At 63.2% G+C, this 25133-nt stretch carries 24 protein-coding genes; 18 read left to right on the forward strand and 6 right to left on the reverse strand.

What is annotated here, in order from left to right; genetic code table 11:
- The first annotated feature begins 15 nt into the window (after positions 1–15).
- From AB4Y31_RS01490 to AB4Y31_RS01505, 4 genes are read left to right on the forward strand one after another with little or no spacing between them, the layout of a single operon-like run.
- Positions 16–1776, forward strand: coding sequence for a TolC family protein (locus tag AB4Y31_RS01490; RefSeq protein ID WP_368672398.1), 1761 nt, complete (start codon positions 16–18; stop codon positions 1774–1776).
- A 27-nt stretch (positions 1777–1803) separates the two neighbouring features.
- Positions 1804–2670 carry an efflux RND transporter periplasmic adaptor subunit gene (locus tag AB4Y31_RS01495; RefSeq protein WP_368672399.1) on the forward strand — a complete coding sequence of 289 codons (867 nt, stop codon included), beginning with the start codon at positions 1804–1806 and terminating at the stop codon, positions 2668–2670.
- 10 nt (positions 2671–2680) lie between these two features.
- Positions 2681–4042 carry an efflux RND transporter periplasmic adaptor subunit gene (locus AB4Y31_RS01500; protein ID WP_368672400.1) on the forward strand — a complete coding sequence of 454 codons (1362 nt, stop codon included), beginning with the start codon at positions 2681–2683 and terminating at the stop codon, positions 4040–4042.
- Entirely contained in the window at positions 4027–6222 is a 2196-nt protein-coding gene (locus AB4Y31_RS01505) for an HlyD family efflux transporter periplasmic adaptor subunit (RefSeq protein WP_368672401.1), read from the forward strand. The genes AB4Y31_RS01500 and AB4Y31_RS01505 overlap by 16 nt, the downstream gene beginning before the upstream one ends.
- Before the next feature lie 49 nt (positions 6223–6271).
- Here AB4Y31_RS01505 and AB4Y31_RS01510 read toward each other — a convergent pair whose 3' ends face one another.
- Both AB4Y31_RS01510 and AB4Y31_RS01515 read right to left on the reverse strand, forming a co-directional pair.
- Positions 6272–6847 carry a flavin reductase family protein gene (locus tag AB4Y31_RS01510; RefSeq protein ID WP_368672402.1) on the reverse strand — a complete coding sequence of 192 codons (576 nt, stop codon included), beginning with the start codon at positions 6845–6847 and terminating at the stop codon, positions 6272–6274.
- A gap of 42 nt (positions 6848–6889) precedes the next feature.
- Entirely contained in the window at positions 6890–8332 is a 1443-nt protein-coding gene (locus AB4Y31_RS01515; RefSeq protein ID WP_020566418.1) for a PLP-dependent aminotransferase family protein, read from the reverse strand.
- Positions 8333–8818: 486 nt separating this feature from the next.
- On the opposite strand from AB4Y31_RS01515, the gene AB4Y31_RS01520 reads away from it, so the two are divergent.
- Genes AB4Y31_RS01520 through yfcF form a run of 9 tightly spaced genes read left to right on the forward strand, consistent with a single transcriptional unit; the run spans position 8819 to position 17245 of the window.
- Positions 8819–10156, forward strand: coding sequence for a KamA family radical SAM protein (locus tag AB4Y31_RS01520; protein ID WP_368672403.1), 1338 nt, complete (start codon positions 8819–8821; stop codon positions 10154–10156).
- A 2-nt stretch (positions 10157–10158) separates the two neighbouring features.
- Positions 10159–11232: an Ldh family oxidoreductase gene (locus AB4Y31_RS01525; RefSeq protein WP_368672404.1), complete on the forward strand. Its 1074-nt coding sequence runs from the start codon at positions 10159–10161 to the stop codon at positions 11230–11232.
- Positions 11229–12134 carry a branched-chain amino acid aminotransferase gene (locus AB4Y31_RS01530; RefSeq protein ID WP_368672405.1) on the forward strand — a complete coding sequence of 302 codons (906 nt, stop codon included), beginning with the start codon at positions 11229–11231 and terminating at the stop codon, positions 12132–12134. The genes AB4Y31_RS01525 and AB4Y31_RS01530 overlap by 4 nt, the downstream gene beginning before the upstream one ends.
- Positions 12127–12918 (forward strand): TauD/TfdA family dioxygenase, encoded by a 792-nt coding sequence (locus AB4Y31_RS01535; protein ID WP_368672406.1) that lies wholly within the window; start codon positions 12127–12129, stop codon positions 12916–12918. The genes AB4Y31_RS01530 and AB4Y31_RS01535 overlap by 8 nt, the downstream gene beginning before the upstream one ends.
- Positions 12919–12938: 20 nt before the next feature.
- A complete protein-coding gene (locus AB4Y31_RS01540; RefSeq protein ID WP_368672407.1) occupies positions 12939–13901 on the forward strand; it encodes a diiron oxygenase in 963 nt (320 codons plus the stop codon).
- Between the two features lie 36 nt (positions 13902–13937).
- Complete coding sequence (locus AB4Y31_RS01545) at positions 13938–14789, forward strand: N-acyl homoserine lactonase family protein (RefSeq protein WP_368672408.1); 852 nt, start codon at positions 13938–13940, stop codon at positions 14787–14789.
- The gene (locus AB4Y31_RS01550) at positions 14786–15334 is read left to right on the forward strand and encodes a cupin domain-containing protein (protein ID WP_368672409.1); all 549 of its coding nucleotides are present in this window, start codon (positions 14786–14788) and stop codon (positions 15332–15334) included. Before AB4Y31_RS01545 ends, AB4Y31_RS01550 begins: the two co-directional genes overlap by 4 nt.
- Complete coding sequence (locus tag AB4Y31_RS01555; RefSeq protein WP_368672410.1) at positions 15321–16571, forward strand: MFS transporter; 1251 nt, start codon at positions 15321–15323, stop codon at positions 16569–16571. The genes AB4Y31_RS01550 and AB4Y31_RS01555 overlap by 14 nt, the downstream gene beginning before the upstream one ends.
- 38 nt (positions 16572–16609) lie before the next feature.
- Positions 16610–17245 (forward strand): glutathione transferase, encoded by a 636-nt coding sequence (yfcF, locus tag AB4Y31_RS01560; protein WP_018442530.1) that lies wholly within the window; start codon positions 16610–16612, stop codon positions 17243–17245.
- Between the two features lie 57 nt (positions 17246–17302).
- Here the strand turns inward: yfcF and AB4Y31_RS01565 are convergent, their stop codons facing one another.
- The 4 genes from AB4Y31_RS01565 to tssJ all read right to left on the reverse strand — a co-directional run bounded on the left by AB4Y31_RS01565 (position 17303) and on the right by tssJ (position 20828).
- Positions 17303–17695, reverse strand: coding sequence for a hypothetical protein (locus tag AB4Y31_RS01565; protein ID WP_368672411.1), 393 nt, complete (start codon positions 17693–17695; stop codon positions 17303–17305).
- 285 nt (positions 17696–17980) lie between these two features.
- Entirely contained in the window at positions 17981–18766 is a 786-nt protein-coding gene (icmH, locus tag AB4Y31_RS01570; protein ID WP_368672412.1) for a type IVB secretion system protein IcmH/DotU, read from the reverse strand.
- A 4-nt stretch (positions 18767–18770) separates the two neighbouring features.
- Entirely contained in the window at positions 18771–20117 is a 1347-nt protein-coding gene (gene tssK, locus AB4Y31_RS01575) for a type VI secretion system baseplate subunit TssK (RefSeq protein WP_368672413.1), read from the reverse strand.
- Positions 20118–20207: 90 nt separating this feature from the next.
- The gene (gene tssJ, locus AB4Y31_RS01580) at positions 20208–20828 is read right to left on the reverse strand and encodes a type VI secretion system lipoprotein TssJ (RefSeq protein WP_368672414.1); all 621 of its coding nucleotides are present in this window, start codon (positions 20826–20828) and stop codon (positions 20208–20210) included.
- Positions 20829–21152: 324 nt separating this feature from the next.
- On the opposite strand from tssJ, the gene AB4Y31_RS01585 reads away from it, so the two are divergent.
- From AB4Y31_RS01585 to tssE, 5 genes are all read left to right on the forward strand, one after another.
- Positions 21153–21806, forward strand: a complete 654-nt coding sequence (locus tag AB4Y31_RS01585) for a hypothetical protein (protein WP_018442525.1) — start codon at positions 21153–21155, stop codon at positions 21804–21806.
- 40 nt (positions 21807–21846) lie between these two features.
- Positions 21847–22383, forward strand: a complete 537-nt coding sequence (tssB, locus tag AB4Y31_RS01590; protein WP_368672415.1) for a type VI secretion system contractile sheath small subunit — start codon at positions 21847–21849, stop codon at positions 22381–22383.
- Positions 22384–22398: 15 nt separating this feature from the next.
- A complete protein-coding gene (gene tssC, locus AB4Y31_RS01595) occupies positions 22399–23889 on the forward strand; it encodes a type VI secretion system contractile sheath large subunit (protein WP_368672416.1) in 1491 nt (496 codons plus the stop codon).
- 80 nt (positions 23890–23969) lie between these two features.
- Positions 23970–24473, forward strand: a complete 504-nt coding sequence (locus tag AB4Y31_RS01600; RefSeq protein ID WP_018442522.1) for a type VI secretion system tube protein Hcp — start codon at positions 23970–23972, stop codon at positions 24471–24473.
- 133 nt (positions 24474–24606) lie between these two features.
- Positions 24607–25110 (forward strand): type VI secretion system baseplate subunit TssE, encoded by a 504-nt coding sequence (tssE, locus tag AB4Y31_RS01605; protein ID WP_018442521.1) that lies wholly within the window; start codon positions 24607–24609, stop codon positions 25108–25110.
- Positions 25111–25133 lie beyond the last annotated feature (23 nt).

Consider the following 25133-nt stretch of genomic DNA (forward strand, 5'->3'; position numbering starts at 1 on the left):
AAAGCGAAGACCGACATGAAGAACGACATCGTCAGCCGCCACGGCGCGGCTGGACAGGGGCGGATGCGGGCCGAGCCGCATGCGGAACACGGGGCAAGCCGCGGCAGTTCGCGGGCGCGCGCGGCCTCTTTGGCGCGGGTCACCGGCCTGACCTTGCTATCGGCTGCGGTATTGTCCGCGTGCGCCATCAAGCCCGAGCCGATTTCTCAAGCCGAGCACTTCAAGCGCGCGCAAGACGATTACAAGACGCTCTACGCGACCTATATGCCGCTCACGCGGCCGCTGACCCTGCCCGATGCGATCGCCCGCGCGCTCAAGTACAACTACAACGCGCAACTCGCGAAGACGGAACAGACGCTGCAGGACAAGCAGCTCGACCTCGCGATGGCGCAGATGTTGCCGCGCATCGCGGCCAACGCGGGCTACACCTGGCGCAGTAACGACAACGCGGCCGAAAGCGTGTCCGAGCTGACGAAGCAGCGGTCGCTCGAGTACTCGTTCTCGGAGCCGCCTTCGCATGCGACGGCCTCGCTCGAGCTGTCGTGGAACCTGCTCGATCTCGGCGTCAGCTACTTCCAGGCGAAGCAGCAGGGCTACCGCACTTACGCTGCCGTCGAGCGCCGCCGTAAGGTGATCGACGACCTCGTGAAGGGCACGCAGGAGGCGTATTGGAAAGCCGTCGCGGCCGACCGGCTGCTGCCGCGCCTGCGGCCGTTGCTTGCCGAAGCCGACAAGCAGCTGCAAAACGCGCGCGAAGCGAGCCGCGAGAAGCTCGTGCCGCAACTGCAGGGACTCGACTACCAGCAGAACATGCTGTCGGTGGTGGGCCAACTGCGTCGCATGGAAACCGATCTGAACACGGCGCGTGTCCAACTGGCGTCGCTCATCAACGTGCCGACCGACGTGCCGATCCAGTTCGCACCGATGGAGCTCGATGTCGAAACGTCGGCCACGCAGATCGATCCGCGCAAGCTCGAGGCACTCGGGCTCGCCATGCGGCCCGAGCTGCGTGAAGAGGCGTATCAGGAAAAGATCGACCAGCAAGACGTCTACAAGGAAATCGTCAAGATGATGCCGGGCGTCGGCGTGCTCGGCAGCCTCAACTACGACAGCAATCAATATCTCTTCAACCCGCGCTGGGCACAGCTGGGCGTGAATGCGACGTTCAACCTCGTCAACCTGATCGAGGGGCCCAAGGCGATTTCGGCGGCAAAGGCATCGGTGGAAGTATCGCGCGAGCGCCGTCTAGCGTTGAGCGTCGCCGTCCTGACGCAAGTCAATCTGAGCTATCAGGAGTATCTCGCCGCCACGCAGGATCTCGATATCGCCAAGCAGATCAACGATGTCGAGCAGCAGATCCGCGTCGCCTCGGCGAACGAGTCGCGCGCGCAGGAAGAATCCGATGCCGACCGCATCCGACGCGATCTGGCCTCGATGGTGGCCGAGTTCACCTACGATCGCGAAATCGCGCAAGTGCATACGGCTCTCACGAATCTCTATACGTCCGTCGGCGTCGACCTCGTGCCGCCGAACGCCGATACAGACGATCTCGCGACGCTCAGCGAGCGCGTGAAGTCGGCTATCTCGGGCTGGGAAGCCGGGCGGCTGCCTGACGTCGCCATGCTGCAGCCCGCCGCGCCGGCAGCGCCGGCCGCCGCTGCCGGCGCAACGGACACGCCCGCGGCGTCCGCGGCCGCAGCGTCGGCGACAACGGCGACGCAGACGCCTGCAGCGCCTCCAACGGAAAAAGCCGAAAACACGCTGGCGGCGAAATAAGCGCAATACGGGTAGGAAGGAGTACGAATGAAATTGCAATACAAGCGCGCCTCGAGGGCGGGGAAGCTCATGGCGCTGGCCGCCGTCTTGACCGGAGCGGGCGCGACGGCCGTTTTCGCGGCACAAGCGTCGGAACCGGCGCCCGCGACGCACGTCGTCCCTGTAGCGGCTCAGCCGCACGCACCAGCCACGACGACGCCATCATCGACGCCCGATATCCGCGTGCAAATCGTCGCGGACACGATCGCGACGATCGGGGCGCCGATGTCGGGGCGCGTCAGTCAGTTTCCGTTGCATGACGGGGACCGGTTCAAGCAAGGGCAGGTGCTCGCCCGCTTCCTCTGCTCGGAAAAGGAGGCCGCGCTCGCTCATGCGCGCGCCGTGCTCGAAAGCCGCAAGTCGGTCAACGAAAGCAAGCAGCGCCTGCGTGCGCTCGGCACGTCGAGCGAAGTCGAGTACAAGGTGGCTCAGGCCGACCAGGAACAGGCGGCGGCCGACGTGCAGGCCGCGCAGACGCTCGTGGACAGCTGCGTCGTCGCTGCGCCTTTCGCGGGTCGCGTATCGGCCGTCTACACGCACAACTACCAGTACTTGCAAACGGGCGCGCCGATGCTCGAAGTGCTCAGCGACAAGAGCCTCGATCTCGAGATGATCGTCCCTTCCCAGTGGCTCGCCTGGCTCAAGCCGGGCAGCACGTTCAACGTGGCGATCGACGAGACGGGCAAGACCTATCCGGCCACGCTCACGCGTCTCTCAGGCAAGGTCGACGCCGTGAGCCGCTCGATCAAGGTCTACGGGCACATCGACAATCCGCCCGATACGCTCTTGCCCGGCATGAGCGGTCACGCCGTCTTCACGCCGCCGCCCGGCGTGGCGCTGACCTCACGCCAATGAAGTCGCACCCATGAACTCGCCCGTCAACGCGCTCAACTACCAGCTGCTGCGGCTCGGCGCCGTGCTCGAGCTCGAGCGGCGAGCCCGTGCGGCGGCGCGAGAAGAACTCGGATTTCTCATCGTCAATGAGACCGCGAGCGTCGTCCATTATCAGCAGGCCGCGCTGTGGCAGGACGCGCCGGCCGGCGACGATCCGCTCTTGCTGTCCGGCGTCGCTTCCGCCGAGCGCGGCGGCCCTTATTACATGTGGCTCGCGCGTGTCTTCGCGGCTCTTGCGCGCGAGGATGCGCCGCAGGCAAGGCCGCGGCAGCCGCGCGTGATCGAGCCCGCCGAGCTGCCCGAAGCGCTCGCGCGCGAATGGCCCGAGTGGTTTCCGGCGAATGCGCTGCTGTGCCCGCTCGACTGGCGCGACAGCGAGCCGGCCGGCTACCTGTTGCTCGGCCGTGCCGATGCGTGGGCCGACAGCGATCGGCAACTGCTTGGCGCACTCGCCGGCACCTATGCGCAAAGCCTGCTGTTGCATCGGCGCGTGCGCAAGCCCAGTGTGCTGCGGCAACTCGCGGCGAGAAAGAGACCGCTCGCGATTGCGGCGGCGGTGCTGCTCGCGATCGTCGTTTTTCCCGTGCGCGAATCCGTGCTCGCGCCCGCCGAGGTGGTGCCGGTCGATCCGGCGCCCGTGCGCGCGCCGTTCGACGGCGTCGTCGGCGCGCTGCGTGTTGAGCCGAACCAGGCCGTCCACGCGGGCCAGCCGCTCGTCTCGTTCGATCGAACCCAGTTGCAGACGCGTTACGAGGTCACGAAAAAAGCGCTCGACATGGCGCGCGAAGAGTATGCCGATACGTCGCAGCAGGCGATGAGCGACGACAAGGCGAAAGCGCGGCTCGCCATGCTTTCGAGCAAGGTCGAGCAGGAGCAGGCCGAGCTCGTCTACGACGAAGACATGCTGCGGCGCGCGGAAATCACGGCGCCTGTCGACGGTATCGCCGTGTTCGACGACAGCAGCGAGTGGATCGGCAAGCCCGTCGTGCTCGGCGAGCGCATCATGGTGGTCGCGTCGCCCGCGCGCACGCAGTTGCAGATCGAGGTGCCCGCTGCCTCGGTCGTCTCGTTCAAGCCCGGCGCCGAAGTCGTTTTCTTCAGCAACCTGTCGCCCGACAAGCCGGCCTACGGGAAGCTCACGTTCGCGAGCTACTCGAGCACGGTCGCGGCCGATGGCGTGATGTCGTACGCGTTTCGCGCGTCGCTCGATCCAGGGCACGCCCTGCGTCTCGGCCTGAAGGGCACGGCGAAGATCTACGGGCCGCGCCGCGCGCTCGCGCTTTGGCTGCTGAGGAGACCTCTGACGGTGTTGCGCGAATGGCTGTCGATCTGATCGAGACGCCGGAGAGCGGCGTCGCTGTGGAGCAGGCGAGCGCTGCATCCGACGCCGTCCATGGTCATACGGGCGACGCGCCGCCCGTCGCGCTGCCGCCGTTGCGCGAAGACCTCAAGCTGTTGCCGGGGCCGGCGGCAAGCGACGGCAGTCCGACCTGGACGCTGCACGATCCCGCACGGCACCGCTACGTGCGGATCGGCTGGCTCGAGTTCGAAGTGCTCGCGCGTTGGGCGCTCGGCAACACCGAAGCCGTTGCTCGTTCAATTTCGGCCGAGACGACGATCCGCGCGACTTCGCAAGACGTGCTCGACGTCCTGAGCTTCGCGCATCGCGCGGACCTGACGGCGCCGCTCGATGCCCGAGCGACAGAGCGTTTCGCCGCGCTGCGGGCGGCCGAGCGATTGGCGCCCGCGCGCTGGCTCTTGAAGAACTATCTGTCGATCAAGTTGCGCCTCATCAATCCCGATCGTATGCTGTCGGCCGTCGTGCCGCGCATCGGCTGGGTGTTTTCGCGCGGGTTCGCGATCGCGCTCGCGTTGCTCGCCGCGCTCGGCTTCTATCTGATCAGCCAGCAATGGGCGGCATACACGCACAGCTTGCTGCATCTGTTCTCGCTGCAGGGCGCCGCGCTCGTCGGTCTCGCGCTCGCCTCGGCCAAAGTCGTGCATGAAATCGGCCACGGTGTCATGGCCAAGCGCATGGGCTGTCGCGTGCCCGCGATGGGCGTCGCGCTGCTCGTGCTATGGCCGGTCCTGTGGACCGATACGACCGATGCCTGGCGCCTGACCGATCGTCGCAAGCGCCTCGCCATCGATGCGGCCGGCATGCTCGCCGAAACCACGCTCGCCGTCTTCGCGTCGCTCGCCTGGTCCGTCTTGCCCGACGGCCCCCTGCGCACCGGGGCCTTCTTGCTCTCGAGCTCGACGTGGCTGTTGACGATCGCGATCAACGTGAATCCGCTCATGCGCTTCGACGGCTACTTTTTGCTGTCGGACTGGCTCGACGTGCCCAACCTGCAGGACCGAGGCTTCGCAATGGGGCGCTGGTGGCTGCGCGAGACGCTGTTCGGCCTCGGCGATCCGCCGCCCGAAGCGTTTCCGCGCGCGAAGCAGCGCATTTTGATCGTCTATGCGCTCTCATGCATGATCTATCGGTTCTCGCTCTTTCTCGGCATTGCGCTCGTCGTCTATCACATGGCGTTCAAGGCGCTCGGGATCTTCCTCATGTGCGTCGAGATCGGCTGGTTTCTCGTGCGGCCCATCGCCGGTGAGATACGCGTATGGCGTGCGCGGCTCGGCAGCCGGCGGCCGGACCGGCGCGCGATGATCACGTTCGCGTGCTGCGCGGTGGCACTGATGCTTTTCGTCGTGCCGTGGCGACGCGAGCTCGCCGCTCCCGCGCTCATGCGCGCGGCCAAGCAGACGACGCTTTATGTCGCCGAGCCGGGCCGACTCGTGAAGCAATCGACGAACGGCGCCGCGGTGGCGCTCGGACAGCCGATCTTCGCGCTCGAATCGCCGACCGTCGAATATCGCAAGGCCGCCGCGCTTGCCGCGCTAGGCGGAGTCGAGAACCGCATGAAAGGCCAGGCTTTCGATCCCGAGCAGGCGGACATGATCGCCGTCGGCGAACAGGAGCTGCAAGGCGCGATCGCATCGGTGGACCAGGTCTCGGCGCAAGAGGCGCTCCTCACCGTTCGCGCGCCGTTTGCCGGCGTGCTCACCGATGTGCCGCCACTGCGCGAAGGTGAATGGCTGCCTCGCCGCGAGGCGCTCGGGACGTTGATCGATCCATCGTCGGCCGTGGTCGTTGCGTTCGTCGGCGAGGCCGATCTGCCGCGCGTCCATCCGGGCGCACATGCGCGGTTCTTTCCCGAGAACGGCGACTCGCCTGTCGATCTCATCGTCTCGAGCATCGAGACGACTTCGGTTCGGACGCTCGACGTGACCGAGCTCGCATCGGTCTATGGCGGCGGCCTTGCCGTGCGCAAGAGCGCGGACAACAAGCTCGTTCCCGAAACGGCCGTCTATCGTGCGGTACTCGTTCCCCGTGATCCTCACGTGGAGGCATGGCGGCGGTTGCGCGGGCAGGTCGATATCGAAGGCGATCGGGCGAGCCTCATCGGCCAGATTTATCGCAGGGCGGTGGCGCTCTTCATCAGCGAGAGTCAGGTTTAACGCGAGGGCCGGCGAACGCGCACCGATAGCGGTGCCGTGGCGCGGCTGTTCAGCGCGGGTTTGCCGCTACGATGCCCGACACGCGTACGAAGTTTCCACCGCCAAGGTGGTGGATCATATGGAGGTCGCTATTCGAAGCGTCGAACGTCCAATGGCCGTTGTGGAATACGCGTGAATCGGCGGCAGCGGCGACCACCTCGCCGAAGCAGGTGTCGTAAGCGTCTTCGGTATGCGGCTCGGAGATCAGCCTGCATTCCATCCACGCCGCGCAACCCCGCTCGATGATGGGCACGCCGAGCCGAGGGCCGGCCACCGGCGCGATCGCGAAGCGCTCGAACTTGTCCACGTCTTTACCGGTGCAACTCCCCACCGCATAAGTGAAGTCGATCGCCGCGGCAGTCGGTACACAGATGCCGAACGTGCCGCTTTTCGCGACGAGCTCGCGCGTGAACGTGTGCTTGTCGATGACGATGGCGATGCGCGGCGGCGTGAATTCGACGGGCATCGACCAGGCGGCGGCCATCACGTTGCGCCTCTTTCCATCAGTGCTCGTCACGAGCACCGTCGGTCCGTGGTTGATGAGGCGGCTTGCATGTTCGAGTGCGACAGGGCGGAAGTGGCTCATGGCATCGCCTGCTCAATAAACGATTTCGGAAGAGAAAGTCTCTCACAGTTCGCGCGCGAGCCGGCCCAGCGTGCGAATGGCCGACTCGACGCGCCCTTTGATCGGCATTCCGCAGCTGAGCCGCAAGCAGTCGTTGAATTTATCCATGTTCGAGAAAATCGATCCTGGACAGATGCGGATGCCTTCAGCGAGCGCCTTGTCGAACAGAATGTCGGTGTTTTTTCCGTCGGGCAGCCGCACCCATAGCAGTAAGCCGGCGTCGGGGCACGTCACCTCGGTGCCCGCGGGAAAATGGCCGAGGATCGCTTCGACGAGCTGCGTGCGCTGCTGCTTCAACAAGGCATTCATCCGCTTCATGTGCCGGCTGAACGCACTGCCGGCCATGAAGTCGGCGACGACGAGCTGCAGCATCTCCTCGCGATGGCGCGATACCGCGTACATGAGCATTTCGATTTTCTTGTGCCATTTCCCGCCGATAAGCCAGCCGACGCGCAATCCGGGCGAAAGCGATTTATTCAGCGAGTTGCAATAGATGACGTTGCCCTTTTTGTCCCAAGCCTTGAGCGGCCGCGAATAAGCGGGGTTCGGCAGGAAAAAGCCGTACGTGTCGTCTTCGATGAGGGCGATATTATGTTTTTCGCAAAGCTCGATCATCCGCGTCTTGGCCGTTTCCGGCATCGAGCAGCCGAGCGGATTTTGCACCGACGGCATGCAAACGACTGCTTGAATCCTGCCCATGTGATTGATCGCGAACTCGAGGGCGTCGAGCGAGATGCCCGTATCGGGGCGCGTCGGGATCTCGATGGCCTTCAGGCCGAGCGACTCGATGATCTGCAGGATTCCGAAATAGGTGGGCGACTCGATGGCCACCACGTCGCCCGGGCTCGTGACGGCCATCAAGGCTAGCGACAGCGCTTCGCTGCAGCCGTGCGTCACGAGGATCGTTTCCGGATCCGCGTGCATCCCCCGGCTCACCGAGCAGCGCGCGATGGCCTCGCGCAGCTTGGTGACGCCTTCTCGTTGCGGGTGCGTGCCATAGACGCGCGGCCTCGCGCGCAACAACCGCAGCATGTTGTCCCTGAGCGCCGCGCCCGGGTAGAGCTCGGGTGCGCAGACTGCGCCGGCGAGATCGACTTTCATCGGCCGCCGCGTACCGCGCGCGAGCGTGACCGAGATGCGCTCGTGTACGCCGACGTAGTCGGCCGGGTCGATCCGCTCATTCGCATTGTCGAAGTCCGACACCGCCGCCGCGCCCGCGCGCTTCACGAGCGGCATCGCATCGATCACGAAATAGCCGGCTCGCGACTTGGCCTCGACGTATCCCTGTCGCTCGAGAAGTCGGCATGCCTCCACCGCCGTCGAAATCGACACTCGGTGGAGCACTGCAATATCCCTCAACGAGGGAAGCCTCTCGCCTTTGCCTAGAGAGCCACTCGCGATGGCCTTCGCATAATGCTCAGCGAGCGCTCGATATTTTTTCGCCATTCTTTCTGTGCTCGACCCAGTACACGTTCGGAAAATTATACCGGAACAGAAGCTTGATTTGTCGACCTGTACAGGCCCATTTACCGATTGCTTGTTACTGTTTAGCGCAAACGAAATATAGGACGATGCTTCATGTTTTGAAGAGCGATGCATCCAATCAACATGACGGATAACTTTCGAACGCCTCGACAGCACCGAGACACAAGGCTCCACGCGAGAGCGGGCCAGACCTGTGGCGAGCGCGGGGCGAGAGGCGTTTTATTGCTATTGGGTTGACCATCGTTTCGTGCGACGAATCGACATAATCGGCAATATTGACCAGAACCGATCTGGCTAAAACACGTGATATTGATCCGATGATTGGCGAAATCGAGCGATCGCTCGTGTCGCGAAAGGAAGAATTAGGCGAAGCGATTTAAATCATTCGCCCATTAATTGCGGTCGCGCAAGCGTCAAAACCGCCAATCTACTTTATCTGGAGCCATTGTGGAAGCAGAAAAGTTCAGGGCGTACAACCCCAAATCCATCGCCAGCTCCGCGTACTGGGCGCTTCTGCCCGAGGAGACGAAGGATGCGCTGGCGACGGTATCGAGAGTCTTGCCGTTCCGAACGAACGAGTACGTGTTGCGTGAACTGATTGATTGGTCGCGCGTGCCCGACGACCCCATCTTTCGTCTGACGTTCCCGCACCGGGACATGCTGCCGGCCGAGGACTACCGGAGGCTCGGCGAATTGCGCTCGGATCAACGCGCGGCGGACGCCGAACGGTATATCGCGATGCTGCGTCAGCGAATGAATCCGCATCCCGCGGGCCAGATGACGCACAACGTGCCCTTGCTCGATGGCCGTCCGCTGGAGGGGCTTCAACACAAGTACAAGGAGACGGTGCTGTTCTTTCCCTCGGCGGGCCAGACTTGCCATGCCTATTGCACGTTCTGCTTCCGCTGGCCGCAATTCGTCGGCGTGGAAGACCTGAAGTTCAACGCGCGAGAGAGCGATGACTTGCGGCGTTATCTCGAGTGCCACCCGCATGTCACCGACGTGCTCGTCACGGGCGGCGATCCGCTGGTGATGAATGCCGAGTCGCTGGCGGGCTACCTGGAGCCGCTGCTCGCGATCGAGCATCTGCAGAACATCCGGATCGGCACCAAGTCGGTGGCGTACTGGCCGCAACGCTTCGTCACCGACAAGGATGCCGATGCTTTGATGCGGCTCTTCGAGCGCATCGTCAGCCGCGGCAAGAGCCTCGCGATCATGGCGCATTACAACCATCCCGCGGAGCTGCGACCCGACATCGCGCAGCAGGCGGTCAAGCGCATCATCGGCACCGGGGCGACCGTGCGCATGCAGTCGCCGATCGTCCGCCACATCAACGACAACGCAGAGGCCTGGTCCGAGCTCTGGACGACGGGCGTGCGTCTCGGCGCGATTCCCTACTACATGTTCGTCGAGCGCGACACGGGGCCGCACCGTTACTTCGAGCTGCCGCTCCTCGAGGCCCATGCGATTTTCAAGGCCGCCTATCAACGCGTGTCGGGCCTGTCGCGAACCGTGCGCGGACCTTCGATGAGCACGCATTACGGAAAGATTCTCGTCGATGGCGTCGCGACGATCGGCACCGAAAAAGTGTTCGTACTGCAGTTCCTGCAGGGGCGCGATCCCGAATGGGTGCGCCAGCCGTTTTTCGCAAAGTTCGATCCGGCTGCGGTCTGGTTCGACGAGCTGGAGCCTGCGTTCGGCGAATCGGCATTTTTCTTCCAACGCGCCGATCGATCGCCCTCCAGGCAGCCGATCTATCTGCGCCCCTTGACTTACGCAAGCTGATCATGACGACCTATATCCGATCCGATGAGCTCCACGAGCTCTGTGAAAAAGCGGCGTTGGCGCGCGGCGTTGGCGCGCAGTACGCGAGTTGGTTCGCACGCGCGCTGACGCGCACCTCGCTGATGGGCATCGACACGCACGGCCTGCGCTTGCTGCCGCTCTATTTGCGTGAGCTCGACGAAGGGCGCAGCAATCCGTGCCCAGTCATGCGAACGATGCGGCAATCCGGCGGCACCGCGCTCGTCGATGCGGACGGCGCGCTCGGCGTCGTGGCGGGCACGTATGCGGCAGAGTTCGCGAGCGACCTGGCGAGCGAGCATGGCGTCGGTGTCGTCGCCGTCGCCAACTCGAATCACTTCGGCGCGGCTTCCGTGTATGGCGAGCTGATCGGCAAGCGAGGGCTGATCGGCATGGTCACGACGAGCGCGGCCGCGCGCATGGCCCCGTTCAACGGAAAGCGCGCAATGTTCGGCACCGACCCGATCTGCTTCGTCGCGCCCGCGCGCGCGGACGACCTCTATCTCTTCGACATGGCGACGAGCCAGATTTCGTACTCGCAAGTGAAGTACTACCGGCGCAACGGCCTCGAGCTGCCGGCCGGTTGGGCGCTCGATGCGGATGGTCGGCCGGCCGGCGACCCGTCGCGCGTCGCAGCGCTCTCGCCGCTCGGCGGCTACAAGGGGCAGGGGCTCGCGATGATGGTGCAGATTCTGAGTTGTCTGCTGGCCTCGATGCCGCTCGATCACGAGCTTTCGCATCTAGACGCCGAGCCTTACGACCGCGGCCGGCAGATTGGGCACTGCCTGATTGCGATCGATCCCGCCCGGTTCGGCTCGCTCGATCGCTTCAGACAGAACGTGTCGGATCTGATGGAGACGATTCGCCGGACCCCTTCCGTCGACGGCGAGCAAGTGCTCGTAGCCGGAGATCCACAAAAAGCGTCCGCCGCGAGCCGCACCAGCACGGGGATTCCCTTGAATGCCGACGAGGCGCGAAGCCTCGCTGATGAGGCAAGACGCCTTGGTCTTTCACGAATCCTTTCGGACAACGAAGCATTGCAAAAGGAGGTGGCATGACGACCGCTCCGAACGTTCCCTTCGACCAGCGCGAGGGCACGATATGGCTCGACGGCCGTTTCGTCGAATGGAAGAGCGCCCGGATCCATGTGCTGACGCACGGTCTGCACTATGCGAGCTGCGTATACGAGGGCGAGCGAGTCTACTCGGGCAGCGTCTTCCGGTTGCGCGCACATACGGACCGGCTCTATCGCTCCGCGCAGATGCTCGATTTCGCGATTCCCTACGCCAAGGAAGAACTCGAAGCGGCTACGGTAGAGCTCATCGAACGAAACGAGATCGTCAACGGCTATGTGAGGCCCATCGCCTGGCGCGGCTCGGAGCAGATTTCGACGTCCGCGCGCGCAACCCGCATTCATGTTGCGCTCGCTTGCTGGAGCTGGCCGAGCTATTTCGATCCGGCCGCCAAAGAGAAGGGGATTGCGCTGCAGACGGCGATATGGCGCCGGCCGCCGCCGGTCTCGAGCCCCTATGAGGCCAAGGCGTCGAGCCACTACATGATCGCGACGCTTTGCAAGCATCAGGCCGAGGCGAACGGATTTCACGATGCGCTGATGCTCGACTGGCGCGGACAGATCGCCGAGGCAACGAGCGCCAACATCTTCTTCGTCCGTGATGGCGTCCTGCATACGCCGACGCCCGACTGCTTCCTCGACGGCATCACTCGGAGGACCGTGATCGACCTCGCGCGCGAGCGGGGCATCGAAGTCGTCGAGCGCCCGATGTTTCCCGACGAACTCGATTCGTTCAGCGAATGCTTCCTCACAGGCACGGCCGCGGAGGTTTGCCCGGTGGGGCGCATCGATGCTCACGCGTACCAGCCCTCGACCATCACATTCGATTTGATGGGCGCGTATTCGGAACGAGTCAATCAAGTTGAAGGAGCTCTCGCCCATGAATGAATCGATCGTAATCGACGACATCGAAACCGCAACGACGTTCGATGCGGCACACGAAGCGCTGAGCCGGCAAGGCTGGACCGTCCTCGCACCCGCGTTGCTCGAGGGCGGTGTGCGCGCGGCGCTCGGACGGTTCGGGGCCATCGTGCCGCAATACAACGGCGAGGACACCTGGGAAGTCACGATGAGGCCCGGCTTCGAGAAGCTGCCGTATTCGCAGAGCCGTAACGCGATCGGCCCGCATACCGAAGTGCCTGTCGGCAACCCGCCGCCGCACTATCTTGCGCTGCATTGCCACCGTCAGGCGCGCTGCGGAGAAGGCCATACGCGACTGGCCGATGGCATGACGTTCGTGCGCTCTCTCGATGCCGAGCTGCAGCGGTACGTCCATGAAAGGCCCGTGCAATTCGCGGCGACATTGGCGCCCGGCACGGCGCGCAGACAGACGCTCACGGTGCCGATCATCGATGCGAGCGCGAGCGGCGATCGTCCGATCTTCCGCTTCAGCTACAACCAGTTTCTCTACGGCGACGTCAATCCTTCGGAGGCGGCATTGAGTGGTGTTTCAAGCGGCGCAACGAGCGTCGCCTCGACGCGACGCGCAAGCGCCAGCCGCGATCCGCTCGTGCGCCTCGCGATGCTCGCCGCGTCCTACTTCGAATCCGAAGCGGTACCCGTGCTGATCCCGGATGGTCACCTGATGATTTGGGACAACCATCGGCTGATTCACGCGCGCAGCACCTATTCGGACCCCGCGCGGCATTTGACGCGCTATTGGCTGCAATAGCGTTGAAGAGGAATTCACCCATGAAGAATGCGAACACGGCACTGATCGCCCAGTTGAACCAAGGCTGGCCGCGCAGGGCGACAGTCTGCGATATGGAGCGGTTTCGCGCGAGCGGCGAATTCGATGCCGAGAAGCCGGATTATCCGGTCGCGCTCGTGCCGTTCTACACGCACGAAGCGATCGAGCGGCTCGACGCTCCCCTGAAACAGGCCATCCTGACGTGGGGGTGGATCGGCTACAACCGCCGCACGGTCGCCGCGGAGGATCACGTCGTGAATCCCGCGCTCAACTATCTCGCGAGCGAGATCCTGGCGGGAGACGATTGGGTTTTCACCGAATCGATTCGGCAAACGCTCGTCGATGAGCACTATCACACGCTCATGCACCTGAACGCGATTCAGCGCACGCGGCGTGAGCGCAAGATCGAGCTCGACATGGACTTGCCGATGTCGGTCACCTACCGCGAGCTCGAGAGACTGAAGCGGCAGCTCGTGGAGCCGTGGGAAAAGCAGCTCGCGGGCGTCGTATTCGCAACGGTGGCCGAAATCAGCGTCAATGCGTTTCTCGACATCCTGGCCGACGACGAAACGATTCAGCCGCTCAACCGAAGCGTCGCGCAAATGCACAACCGCGATGAGTACGCGCACAGCAAGACGCTCGGCGAAATCAGCAAGGTGATTTTTCATCGGCTGACGGCGAAACAAAAGACGTTTTTCGTTGCGACCTTGCCCGTCGCACTGCGTGCCTTCGTCGCCCAGGACTTCTCCATGTGGGAAGCGATCCTACGCCAACTCGGCCTGCCGAATGCGACCGAGATCGTTCTCGATGCGCGGCAACCCGGTGCGCAAAGCGCGCTGACGCGCGACTACAGCGGACTGTATCGGCTCGCGGACGAGCTCGGGATTCTGGGCGAACTCGAGTTCGATTTTTCCGGCAGCACAGGCAAAAAAAAGCCGGCCGCCTTGCACGCACAGGCGCACTGACAAGTGCGGACAACCGTTTCAAGGACTCTGGAAAAAATGAAGGAATCCAAAACATCCCAATACGAGGTGTACGCCCTACGGATCGGCAGCAACGCGGATCGCACGGCCCGCGAGAACTTCTTTTTCGATGCCTGCTGCGGTCCGCCGGATGCATCGATGCCGCTCGATTACTTCTTCTGGGTGATTCGCAACGACGAGCGAACGATCGTCGTCGATACGGCATTCCCGCTATCGACCGGGATCAGGCGCGAGCGCCAGATGAAACGCTCGGTGGGTGAAGCGCTGGCCGCATTGGACATCGATCCGTCGACAGTCCGTGATGTCGTCGTCACGCACTTGCATTGGGATCACGCGGGCAACCTCGCGCTGTTTCCCAATGCGCGCGTGCACGTGCAGGGCGCCGAGCTGCGGTTCTGTACCGGCGCCGAAATGCGGCACAGGCAGCTCGCCAAGATTTATGAACGCGACGACGTGATGCAGGCGGTCGGCATCCTCCATGATGGACGGCTCGTCGTGCACGAGGGCACGGTCACGCTCGCGCCCGGCATCGAGCTTTGCCTCGTCGGCGGCCATACGCCGGGAAGCCAGGTCGTGCGTGTGGCGACGCGCCGCGGCAATCTCGTGCTGGCCTCGGACGCGGCGCACCTATGGGCCAACGTGCGCGGACGTCGCCCGTTTCCGATCCTGCATGACCTCGCCAAGGTGCTCGACGCATTCGAAACGATCGATGCGCTCGCCGAAAGTCCGGAGCATGTCATCCCTGGCCATGATCCGCTCGTGGCGACGACGTTTCCGGCGTTGCGCGGCGATCCCGATACGTTCTGCTTGCATGAGGATCCGCTGACCGATGCGACGCAGTCCGCTCTTATCGAGGAGTCGACTCTATGACGCATTCCGTCACCGAGGGGCGGCTTTTCGACTACGGCCAGTACCGCGACCATTTCGCCGATGTGCCGGAGCAGGCGGTCACGTGGCCGTGGCCGCAGACGGCCAAGTCGTTGGCGGCGGCGCGGCACGGCGAGCGCGGCACGTTCACGCTCACGCGCGATGGCACGGCGGCCGGGTGCGAGATCGTGCCCGGCATGGCCATCAACGTCCAGGTTGTGCCGCCGCATGAGTCGACGCGGCCGCACGCGCATGCCTGGTGGCATCTGTTCATCGTTCAATCAGGTCGCGGCGTCGCTCATGTCGGCGAGCACGAGGAGCCCGTGCGACTCGCGCCACGCGACGTCCTTATCGTTCCGGCTTGGTGCATGCACGCATTTCATTGCGATGCGGACGAGGCGCTCGTGCTTTTCAGCATGAGCAACTTGCCTCAGCAGAAGAGTCTTGGCAATCTGAAGGCCTCGGAACCTGAGGGCGTGCTCGACGACAGCGTCGGTCACGGGGTAACGAAAACGATAATAGAGGGCCAACTAGATGAATCACAATAGCCAACACGCGGCAGGGCGATCCTTTGCCTCCAGCGCCGCCTATCGGTGGATCGTTCTCGCCGTCGCCGCGTTCGCGCAAACCACCGCCTCGATTACGGCGCAGGGCATCTATACGCTGATTCCGCCGTTGCAGAAGGCGTTTCATTTGACCGAAGCGACGGCGGCACTCGCGGTCAGCGCGCTGAACGGCGGGCAGGTCGTGACGATGCTGATGCTCGGCTGGCTCATCGACCGTTTCGGTGAGCGATACGTCGTTGCGCTCACGATGGTGCTGATGGGCCTGGCGGCATTCGCAGGGTCCGCGCTCTCGACGAGCTTTGCCGTCCTGTTGATGTTCTTTGCGTTGATCGGCACTTCGTATGCGTCGGTGCAGCCGGGCGGAACGCGGGCAATCCTGCGCTGGTTTCCGCCGCACGAGCGCGGCATGGCGACGGGGATCCGGCAGGCGGGCTTGCCGCTCGGCACTGCACTCGCCGCGATGGCGCTGCCGCTCATCGCGACGGTGCATGGATGGTCCATGGCGCTCGCGATTCAAGGGGCGATCAGTATCGTTGGCGGAATCTTGTTTGCCGTGCTGCATCGCGATGAACGCGAGATGCAGGGCGCGCCTGCCGCGGCGCCGCCGAAGTTCGCGACGGCGGTCAAGCTCGTGGCAGCCCACTCGGCGGTGTGGCCTGTCATGGCGGCCGGCGCGGTGATGGCCACGTTTCAGTACACATTCGCGACGCATGCGATTCCCTTCGTCACGGCACGTTTTCACTATTCGACGATTGCGGCGGGACTGCTGTTCTCCGTTTCGCAGTGGCTCGGCATCGTCGGTCGCATCGGACTCGCATGGGTCAGCGACAAGTTCTGGCCGACGAAACGGATCCGCTCGCTCGGTTTCAGCATGGCCGTCTGCATCGCGGCGACGGTGGCGCTGCTCGCGATGCCCGCGGGGACGACGAACGCCACGCTGACGGCGATCTTTTGCGTCCTCGGGTTGTTCGGCGTCGGCTGGTATCCGCTTTATCTGCTGCAGCTCGCCGAAATGGCGCCGAAGTCTGTCATGGCTTCGACGATCAGCTTCTCGATGACGATCAACATGGTCGCGATCAGCATCATGCCGCCGATTTTCGGCGTGATCGTCGACCGCTTCGATTATGTCGCCGCCTGGACCGTGCTCGCGCTCGTCGTGGCCGCCGGTATCGCGGTGCTTTGGAAAGGCGCCGCCGTTGCCGAGCGCGCATACCCGTGACCTTCGTGACTCCAACCCAACTTTACATAGGATCCTGAATGAACGCCTCGCCAATTTATTTGTACGTCGGTGCGGATTACGTCAGTGCGTTCGCGATGTCGGCGTTCGTCGTGTTGAAAGAAAAGGGACTCGACTTCGAGATTCGGACAGTCGACCTCAAGGCGAAGCAGCAGCACAGCTCCGCCTATCGCGAGATCTCGCTGACACGCCGCGTGCCGACGCTGCTGCACGGCGATTTTTCGTTGTCCGAATCATCGGCGGTTGCCGAGTATCTCGAGGAAGTCTATCCCGCCCCTCGTCATGCCGCCGTCCTGCCGGCCGATCGCGAAACGCGTGCGCGGGCGCGTGAGCTCCAAGCGTGGATTCGCAGCGATTTCATGCCGCTGAAGAGTGAAAGACAGGCGGACCGGATCTACTTCCCCGAGCCCGTGAAACCGTTGTCCGAGCCGGCGCAGCTCGCCTGCGACAAGCTGCTTGATGCGGCCGATCGGTTGATCCGCGACGACCGCCATGGCGTGTTCGGCGATTGGTGCATCGCCGACACCGATTTTGCGCTGATGCTGAACCGGCTCGTTGCCTGCGGCGACCCGGTGCCGCCGAAGGTGTTGCGATATGTCGAGCGTCAGTGGGCGCGGCCAAGCGTGCAGCAGTGGGTCGCTCGACCGCGAGGATGATCGGCGGGACGTTCGGCGCGACGGGTGTTGGCCCGTCCGCGATGCCTCACTTGCGGCTTACGCGTGCCCACCGCGGCTTTGCCGTTGGTCGGCATGTGCGACGCCGGTCTCGGAGAACCGCGCGAACCAGTTGTAGAGTCGTTTGACGACGTGTGTCGCGGCGGCGACCTCGATCAAAACGGCTGTGCCGCTCGAGGAAGCGCCCGTCATGGACACGTATTGAGATCGCTCGACGAGATAAGTGTCGCCTTCTTGCAGAAGATGCGATCGGAGTGGAGCTGACTCGCCGAGCCAATCTAGCGTTGGCTCGGCGTACGTCAACCGCACTGCGCCCTCGGTTATTATCAGTCGCGTGTTGCGAGGCAGCGAAACAGCGAGCGTTTGGTTGTTGTGCAGCGTGAGAGTCGATAAAACCGACTCCTCGCTTGCCGTGGATTCACGCTTATCCATTTGCTCGCCCTCCGTGTCGCGCAAGCATCGTTTTGAGAAAGCGTATCCGGGACGCGAGAACCATAACAGGAACAAGCGAGGCCGATTTTTTCCGATACAGCACGAAGGCCGGCTAGCCGCTCTCCGCGAGGGGGCCTGGCGCCCTGCGCTAAGCCGGCGGCGGCGCCGAAATGGAATTTCAAAGATCGGGGTAGTGTTGCGGACTCGACGCTGGGGAGCCGCATGCGCTCCGGGTTGGCCGGCCGGGCAATGACACTTGCGCCGCGGCGAGCCGGGCGCTCGCGCTCAAGGCAACGAAATCGTCAGATTGGCCGATTCGGCTTCCGGCTTGACGAGCTGGGAATAGGGCGCCAATGTGCCCAGCGTATGATCGCGCAAAAAAGTATGGAGTCCGAAATAACCGGTCAGGCCGATAAACGCAAACACCGCGCCGATGGTCCACAGTGGCACTTCATGCTTGAGGCGATGGGCCACTTGATCGGGCAGGGGCCAATGTGGCGCGAAAGCGGCCCGCTTGCCTTTCATGCGTGCGATCTCGTCGCCGAGCCTTGCCGTCAGATAAGCCAATTTCTCCGGCCCCTCGAGCAGGTACTTGCCTTTGAACCCGAGCAGCAAGCACATATGGAACACCTCGAGCGACTGCAACCGCGCCACGCCTTGTGCACGACACGCTTCGAGATGATCGAAGAACTTCTCGCCGGCCAGTTGCTCGCCGAATAGCGTGAGCTGCAGCGGCCGACGCTCCCAGACATCGCGGATCTTGAACGTCGACGAAAGCACCGTTTCGTCGATCGTCGCGCAAAACGCGAACTTGGCCGCGTAGACATCGTCAGCCGGCACATTGAGCTTCTTCGCGCCACGCTCGAAGTCCGCAAGGAAGGCTTGCACGCGCGAGCTGAACTCGGCGGCATCGGCGGGCTCATGTCCCTGCTTGAGCAGGAACAGCATGAAGAAGCCGTCGTAGAGCAGGTCGTGCAGCGAACGCGCCTGGGCGCTCGCATCGACGCTCGGACTCCATGCGGATACGGGAGGCGGTGCGCTGCTGCCGAGAAGAGAGGGGACTTCGGTCATGATTTCAGGAAGTAACGGCGATCAAATCGACTTTGAGATCGTTGATGCCCGACGGCGTGTAGATCATTGCCGATTGCGCCTGCAGCATCCGCTCATAAAGCGGGCCGCGCGCTTCGAGCGCGAAGTAGCAGGCGCCGGGCCGCACGGGAACGGCGGGCGGGACCTGCGGTGTATAAACGAGCCTCACGCCGGGCATTGCCGACAACACGAGTTTGTCCACATCGTCAGGCGCGCCGATCTTGAAACGCGTCGGCACGACCTCGACGAGCTCCACGGGCGGCAGATCGGCCGATACGGCGATGTAGAACGTGGTCTTCTCGTCGATCCGGCCCGAGTCGAGGCGGCCCACCCGAAACGACGGCCGCACCTCCTCGAGCGCGATCGCGAAATGACGTGTCGAGATGACGGTTTCGAGCAGGTCCCGCACGATCTCGTCGAGCCGCGCGAATGCGGGGCCGGGCTCGTCGTGCCGATAGACCGGCAAATCGGTCAGCGTGTACTGCTTCGAGAACGTCATCAACTGCCCCGCAAGCCTCAACAGCTCGTGAAAGAGACGCTCCGGGTGCAGCGCCGGTTGTTGATGCAAATGAATGAGCGAGGCGACCGCCGCGTTCACCGTATGCAGCAGCCAGAACGACGCGATATCGCCCGAGCGGAATTCGATGATGTTCTTCGTCGGCTCGCGATGAAAACCGTAGAGCGCGTTGACCTTCGCCTGGAGCGCATCGATCAGTTGGCGCAGCCCGTGATGCAATACGGGGGAAGCTTCGATCGAGAGACAGGGAGGCACGAAGTTGGCGTCGAACTCGAAGCCCGAAGTCGCCGTGCGCCGCACGTGCACGATCGGCACCGCGATGAGCTGCTGGCGCGGCTCGTTGTGACCGACGAGCCTGACACGCGTTTTGAGGAACGTCAGCGCGGCCGTCATCGCGCCCGTGAACTGGTCGGCCACTTCCGCCTGCTTGCTCGCATAGCGCATCGGCCGGTCGCTCGTCGGGTCGTCCGTATAATTGCTGCCGCTCTCGCGCATCGGGTTCAGCGCCACGTAGAACACGGAATCGGCGATACCTTCGGGCAGCGTTTGCAGCGAAATGGCCTCGGGCAACTCATCGGCTTGCGGGGCCGAAAACAGCGTGCCGTCGGGAAAGACGATCGAGAGCTCCGACAAGCGCAAGGTGCCGCCGTTGAGCGAATCGAGATCGAACGCAACGGAGCGCACCCCCCAGTTGAATGGCTGCAGCGCGCGTATCGATTCGACGAGGCGCGCCTCGTGATAAGCGTCTTGTTGCTGGAAATGTTGAGGCCGGAGAAAGAGGCCCTCTCCCCAAAGCAGCTTTGCCGAATAACTCATCCCGAAACCCACGTTGTGTTGTTCAAGGCGCCGCTGATGCGGTCATAAAAAATTCATTGCACGGACATTGACCATCCATTGCCGTCTCGTTCAACCGCAGGATACCGACGACAGCAAATTCAACGGCGGCATCGGCAAGCCCGGATCGGGCGGAATGACGGTGCCGCTCGTCACTGTCATTGCGCAGTTATGGAGGCCGATCATTATGCCGGATTTCTCCGATTTCGCCGGATCGAAAGCGAATTTCCAACGCCGCAGCGCGGGATCGCGGAAGAGGGCAACGACGCCGAAAGCCTGCGCTTCACGCGACACTTTCTCGGTCATCTGGTAATGCTGGCCCGGAATCAGCGTCACTTCGCGCACGCTTAGCAGATCCGCGCCCAGCGCGCTTTTCTCCTTCGTCGGGTCGGTAAAGACGTCGAACGATGCTTGCTGGAACGCGGTCGGGTCTTTGAGCACATACAGACGCACCACTAGCCCAAGCGGGTGATTGTCGGTTGCCGCATTGAGATTGGACGCCGCGGCGAGCGTGAGCGGGACGTTGCGCGGCGGCTTTTGCGAATCGGGCACCGGGGGCTTGCCGATGCCGGCGGCCTGCAGCGCAGTCGAGGCCACGCTGCCGAGCGCGGTGACGCCAGCCGCGCAACCCGCGAGCGTCCCCCCCGCGACGAGCAATGAAATGGTGCATATCAAATAACGCTTTATTGGCATTTCACCGCGCGCTCCGTCTTATCCGCGACAAACTTTTTTAGAATTCTGCCGCCCGTATCCGCGTCCCGAAGTTGAGAACGGACAGGTTTGTATAGCTTCATATATCGGAAAATTTTTCTTGTGCCTTGTTAAGAGGCGATTTACTCGGAAATAGTTTCCTATCCGTTCTGCATAACGCTTATTCGCAATAATTCCATTCCGCTATCGTCATGCGATTGGAGTTGAATTATGGAAAATTGGCCGGTACTATACGCCCGCGCTCGCCGCAAAGCAAAGCCGTGGTTTGTCTCGGCGAATTAATAAACGATCGGGCAGTGTCGGCAAATGAACAAACAGCAAATCTTTCGCAAACTTTCGACGGCCGTGCTGGTATGTGCCGTCATCGCGGGCTGCGCCTCGCAAAAGCAGGCCAATCAGACTACGCCGGCCGCATTCGACAAGGCGCTGGCCGATGCCGATGCCGTCGCCAAGGGCGGCGACAAGGACAAGGCGCTTGCGCTTTATCAGCAGTTGACCAAGGCCGACCCGACGCGTGAAGAGCCGTGGTCGCGTATCGCGCAAATCGAGTTCGACAATGCGCATTACGGGCAGGCCATCGTCGCGGCGCAAGAAGCGCTGCAGCGCGATTCGACGGACCGCGGCGCGAAAAGCGTGCTGGCCGTGAGCGGTCTTCGCGTCGCGACGCAGTCGCTCGGCGAATTGCGCCAGGACGCCGAGCTCGCCGGCGATGCCAAGACGGACGCGCAGGCACTCGCGCATCAGCTGCGCGACACGCTGGGCCAGGCAACGCTGTTCCCAGAGGAAGTCGCGCAGAACAAGCCTCCGGTCAAGAAGCGCCGCATCGTGCGGCGCCACCCGGCCACGGTTGCGAAGAAGGACGCCGATCCGGGCGCGGCCGACCAGCCGGCCGCCGATGCGCCCGCGCCTAAGGCCGCCGCCGGCGCGAGCGGCGCCGATCCGTTCAGCGCGCTTCGTTAAAGCGTCGTTCGTTTCACTCATACGCTTCGGGGAGCTGCCGATGGCCAAGAAGGAAAGCATTCAGAAACGCTTGCAGAAGGTGCGCCCGCCGCGCGTGCAACTGACTTACGAAGTCGAGCGCGGCGACGCGATCGAGATCAAGGAGTTGCCGTTCGTCGTCGGCGTCGTGGCGGACCTCGCCGGTCAATCGGAAGTCGAGCAGCCGAAGCTGCGCGACCGCAAATTCGTCAGCATCGATCGCGACAATTTCGACGACGTCATAAAGGCCGTCGAGCCGCGCGCCGCGTTCGAGGTCAAGAACCGGCTCACCGACGCGGGCGGCACGTTCGCCGTCGATTTGCGCTTCCGCTCGATGGCGAGCTTCGATCCGGATCAGGTGGTGGCACAGATCGAGCCGCTGCGACGCCTGCTCGAGGCACGCTCGAAGCTTGCCGACCTGCGCAACAAGCTGGCCGGGAACGACAAGCTCGAGAGCATTCTGAGCGACGTGCTTGCGAATACAGCGCAGGTCCGCGCGCTCGCCGCACCGGCGGACGAACAGGGCGATGCGGTCGATCAGGACAAACCGGGCGATTGAGCGAGCGAGGGCAACATGAATCAGCAAGCGGCTACGGCCAATCCGGCGCAACCGGAAGCAGGTGCAACGACGTCACTGCTCGACGAGATCATCGACAAGAGCAGGGTGGCCAAGTCCGATTCGGAGCACGCGCGGGCGAAGGACCTCATCAGCGAACTTGCGAACCAGGTGCTCGACGGAACGGTCGTCGTCTCCGACAACCTGGCGGCCACGCTCGACGCGCGCATTGCCGAGATCGACCGGCTGCTTTCGGCGCAACTGAGCGAGGTCATGCACGCATCGCAGTTCCAGCGCATCGAGAGCACGTGGCGCGGCCTGCAATACCTCTGCAAGGAAAGCAACACGGGTTCGGGCATCAAGATCAAGGCGCTCAACGCGACGAAGCGCGAGATCGTGCGTGAATTCAAGACCGCGGCGGAGTTCGATCAAAGCGCGCTCTTCAAGAAGGTTTACGAAGAGGAGTTCGGGACATTCGGCGGCGCGCCGTTCGGGGCGCTGATCGGCGACTTCGAGATCACGCGTCAACCGGAGGACATGTACTTCATCGAGCAGATGTCGCACGTGGCCGCCGCGGCGCATGCACCGTTCATCACGTCCGCTTCGCCCGAGCTGCTGGATCTGGAAACGTTCGCCGACCTCGGCAAGCCGCGCGATCTCGGCAAAGTGTTCGATACGGTCGAATATGCCAAATGGAAGTCGTTCCGCGATTCCGAGGATTCGCGCTACGTCGGCCTTACGCTGCCGCGCTATCTCGGCCGGCTGCCGTTCAATCCGAAGGATGGCCTGACGGCCGACGGCTTCAACTTCGTCGAGGATGTCGACGGTACCGATCACAACAAGTACCTCTGGTGCAACGCGGCGTGGGCGTTCGCGGCACGGTTGACGGCCGCGTTCGACGACTTCGGCTGGTGCGCGGCGATTCGCGGCGTGGAAGGCGGTGGGCTCGTGGAGGATTTGCCGACGCACACCTTCAAGACCGACGATGGCGAGATCGCGCTCAAATGCCCGACTGAAATCGCGATCACCGATCGCCGCGAGAAGGAGCTGAGCGACCTCGGGTTCATTCCGCTCGTGCATTGCAAAAACACCGATTACGCGGCGTTCTTCGCGGCACAATCGGTGCAGCGTCCGAGGAAGTACAACACCGACAGCGCGAATGCGAACGCGGTGCTATCGACGCAGCTGCAATACATTTTCTCGGTATCCCGCATCGCGCACTACCTGAAGGCGATGATGCGCGACAAGATTGGCAGCTTCGCCTCGGCGCAGAACGTCGAGACGTTCCTCAATCGCTGGATCGCCCAATACGTGCTCCTCGACGACAACGCAACGCAGGAGCAAAAGGCGCAGTTCCCACTGCGCGAAGCGTCGGTTCAGGTCACGGAGATTCCCGGCAAGCCGGGTTCGTATCGCTCGGTCGCATTTCTGCGCCCTCATTTCCAACTGGACGAGCTCTCGATTTCGCTGCGGCTCGTCGCTGATCTGCCGAAGCCGGCGGGTGCCTAAGCATCGTGAAACGAAGGGCGGCGATGCATGATGTCAATCGCCCGGCCCACCGCTCAACCTCTTATTCGGAGTCGCGAGAGATGAAAGACATTTACATGAAGTTCGGCAATCCTGCCATCAACGGCGAATCGCAGGATAAGGACCACTCGAACTGGATCGAGATCAGCTCGTGGAATCACTCCATCACCCAGCCGCGCTCGGCAACGGCCTCGACGGCCGGCGGCCATACCGCGGAGCGCTGCGAGCACGCGGATATGACGTTCACGAAGGACATCGACGTCGTAAGCCCGCTCCTTTATCAGCACGCCTCGGGCGGCACCACGTTCGATGAAGTCACGATCGACTTCATGCGTTCGGACGGTGACGGTAACCGCGTGAAGTACCTCGAAATCAAGCTCAAATACGTCATCGTCTCGAGCGTTGCGCCGAGCGTGGTCGGCGAGGGGCTGCCCGTCGAGCAGTTTTCGCTCAAGTACGCCGCGGTGCAATGGAAGTACACGCAGCAGAAGATCGGCGGCAACCAGGGCGGCAATGCGCAGGGTGCCTGGAGCCTGACGAAGAACGACAAGACCTACGCGGTCTGACGTGCGGCGCGGCGCGTCGCGCCCGTCATGGTGAAGCGTTGGCGTGGGCGTGACCGTCCGCGAGCAACCGCAAGGGCGCCGGCGCCGGAAAGTGCCTGCGCCCTTGCTAGCTCAGAATGAATGCATCGCACCGATGAAGCGATTCGAACCTAGCTTGCTCGACAAGCTTTTCGACGACGACCCGCGAATGCCGGCGCCCGCCGCGATGCGGCAGCTTTCGCTCGACGAACTGAAAAGCCGAGTCGCGCGTGACGTCGAAGCGCTGCTCAACACCCGCCTCGCACCTCGCGAGCCATTTCCGCAAGGGAGCGAGTGCGTGCGTTCGGTGTTGACATACGGGTTGAGCGACTTCGCGGGCCTGAGCCTCGTGCGACACGAGGACCGAGTACGCATCTGCGACTCGATCCGTCAGGCAATCGAGCAGCATGAGCCGCGTTTGCGCGGCGCGACCGTTTCCCTGGAAACGAACCCGCAATCGACGAACGCCCTTTATTTCGTCATTCGCGCGAAGCTCGTCGTGCACCCAGCCGAAGAACCGGTCAGCTTCGATGCGATGCTCCAGGCTTCGACGCTGCAGTATTCGGTCTCGCGCTCGCGCCGTGCCGGCGACGCGGCGCGCAGCCGCATGTACGAGTAACCATCGGCAGGCACCACGGCAAA

Origin of the sequence: Trinickia sp. EG282A, assembly GCF_040965455.1 — a bacterium.
In the GTDB taxonomy this organism is placed as follows: Bacteria; Pseudomonadota; Gammaproteobacteria; order Burkholderiales; family Burkholderiaceae; genus Trinickia; species Trinickia symbiotica.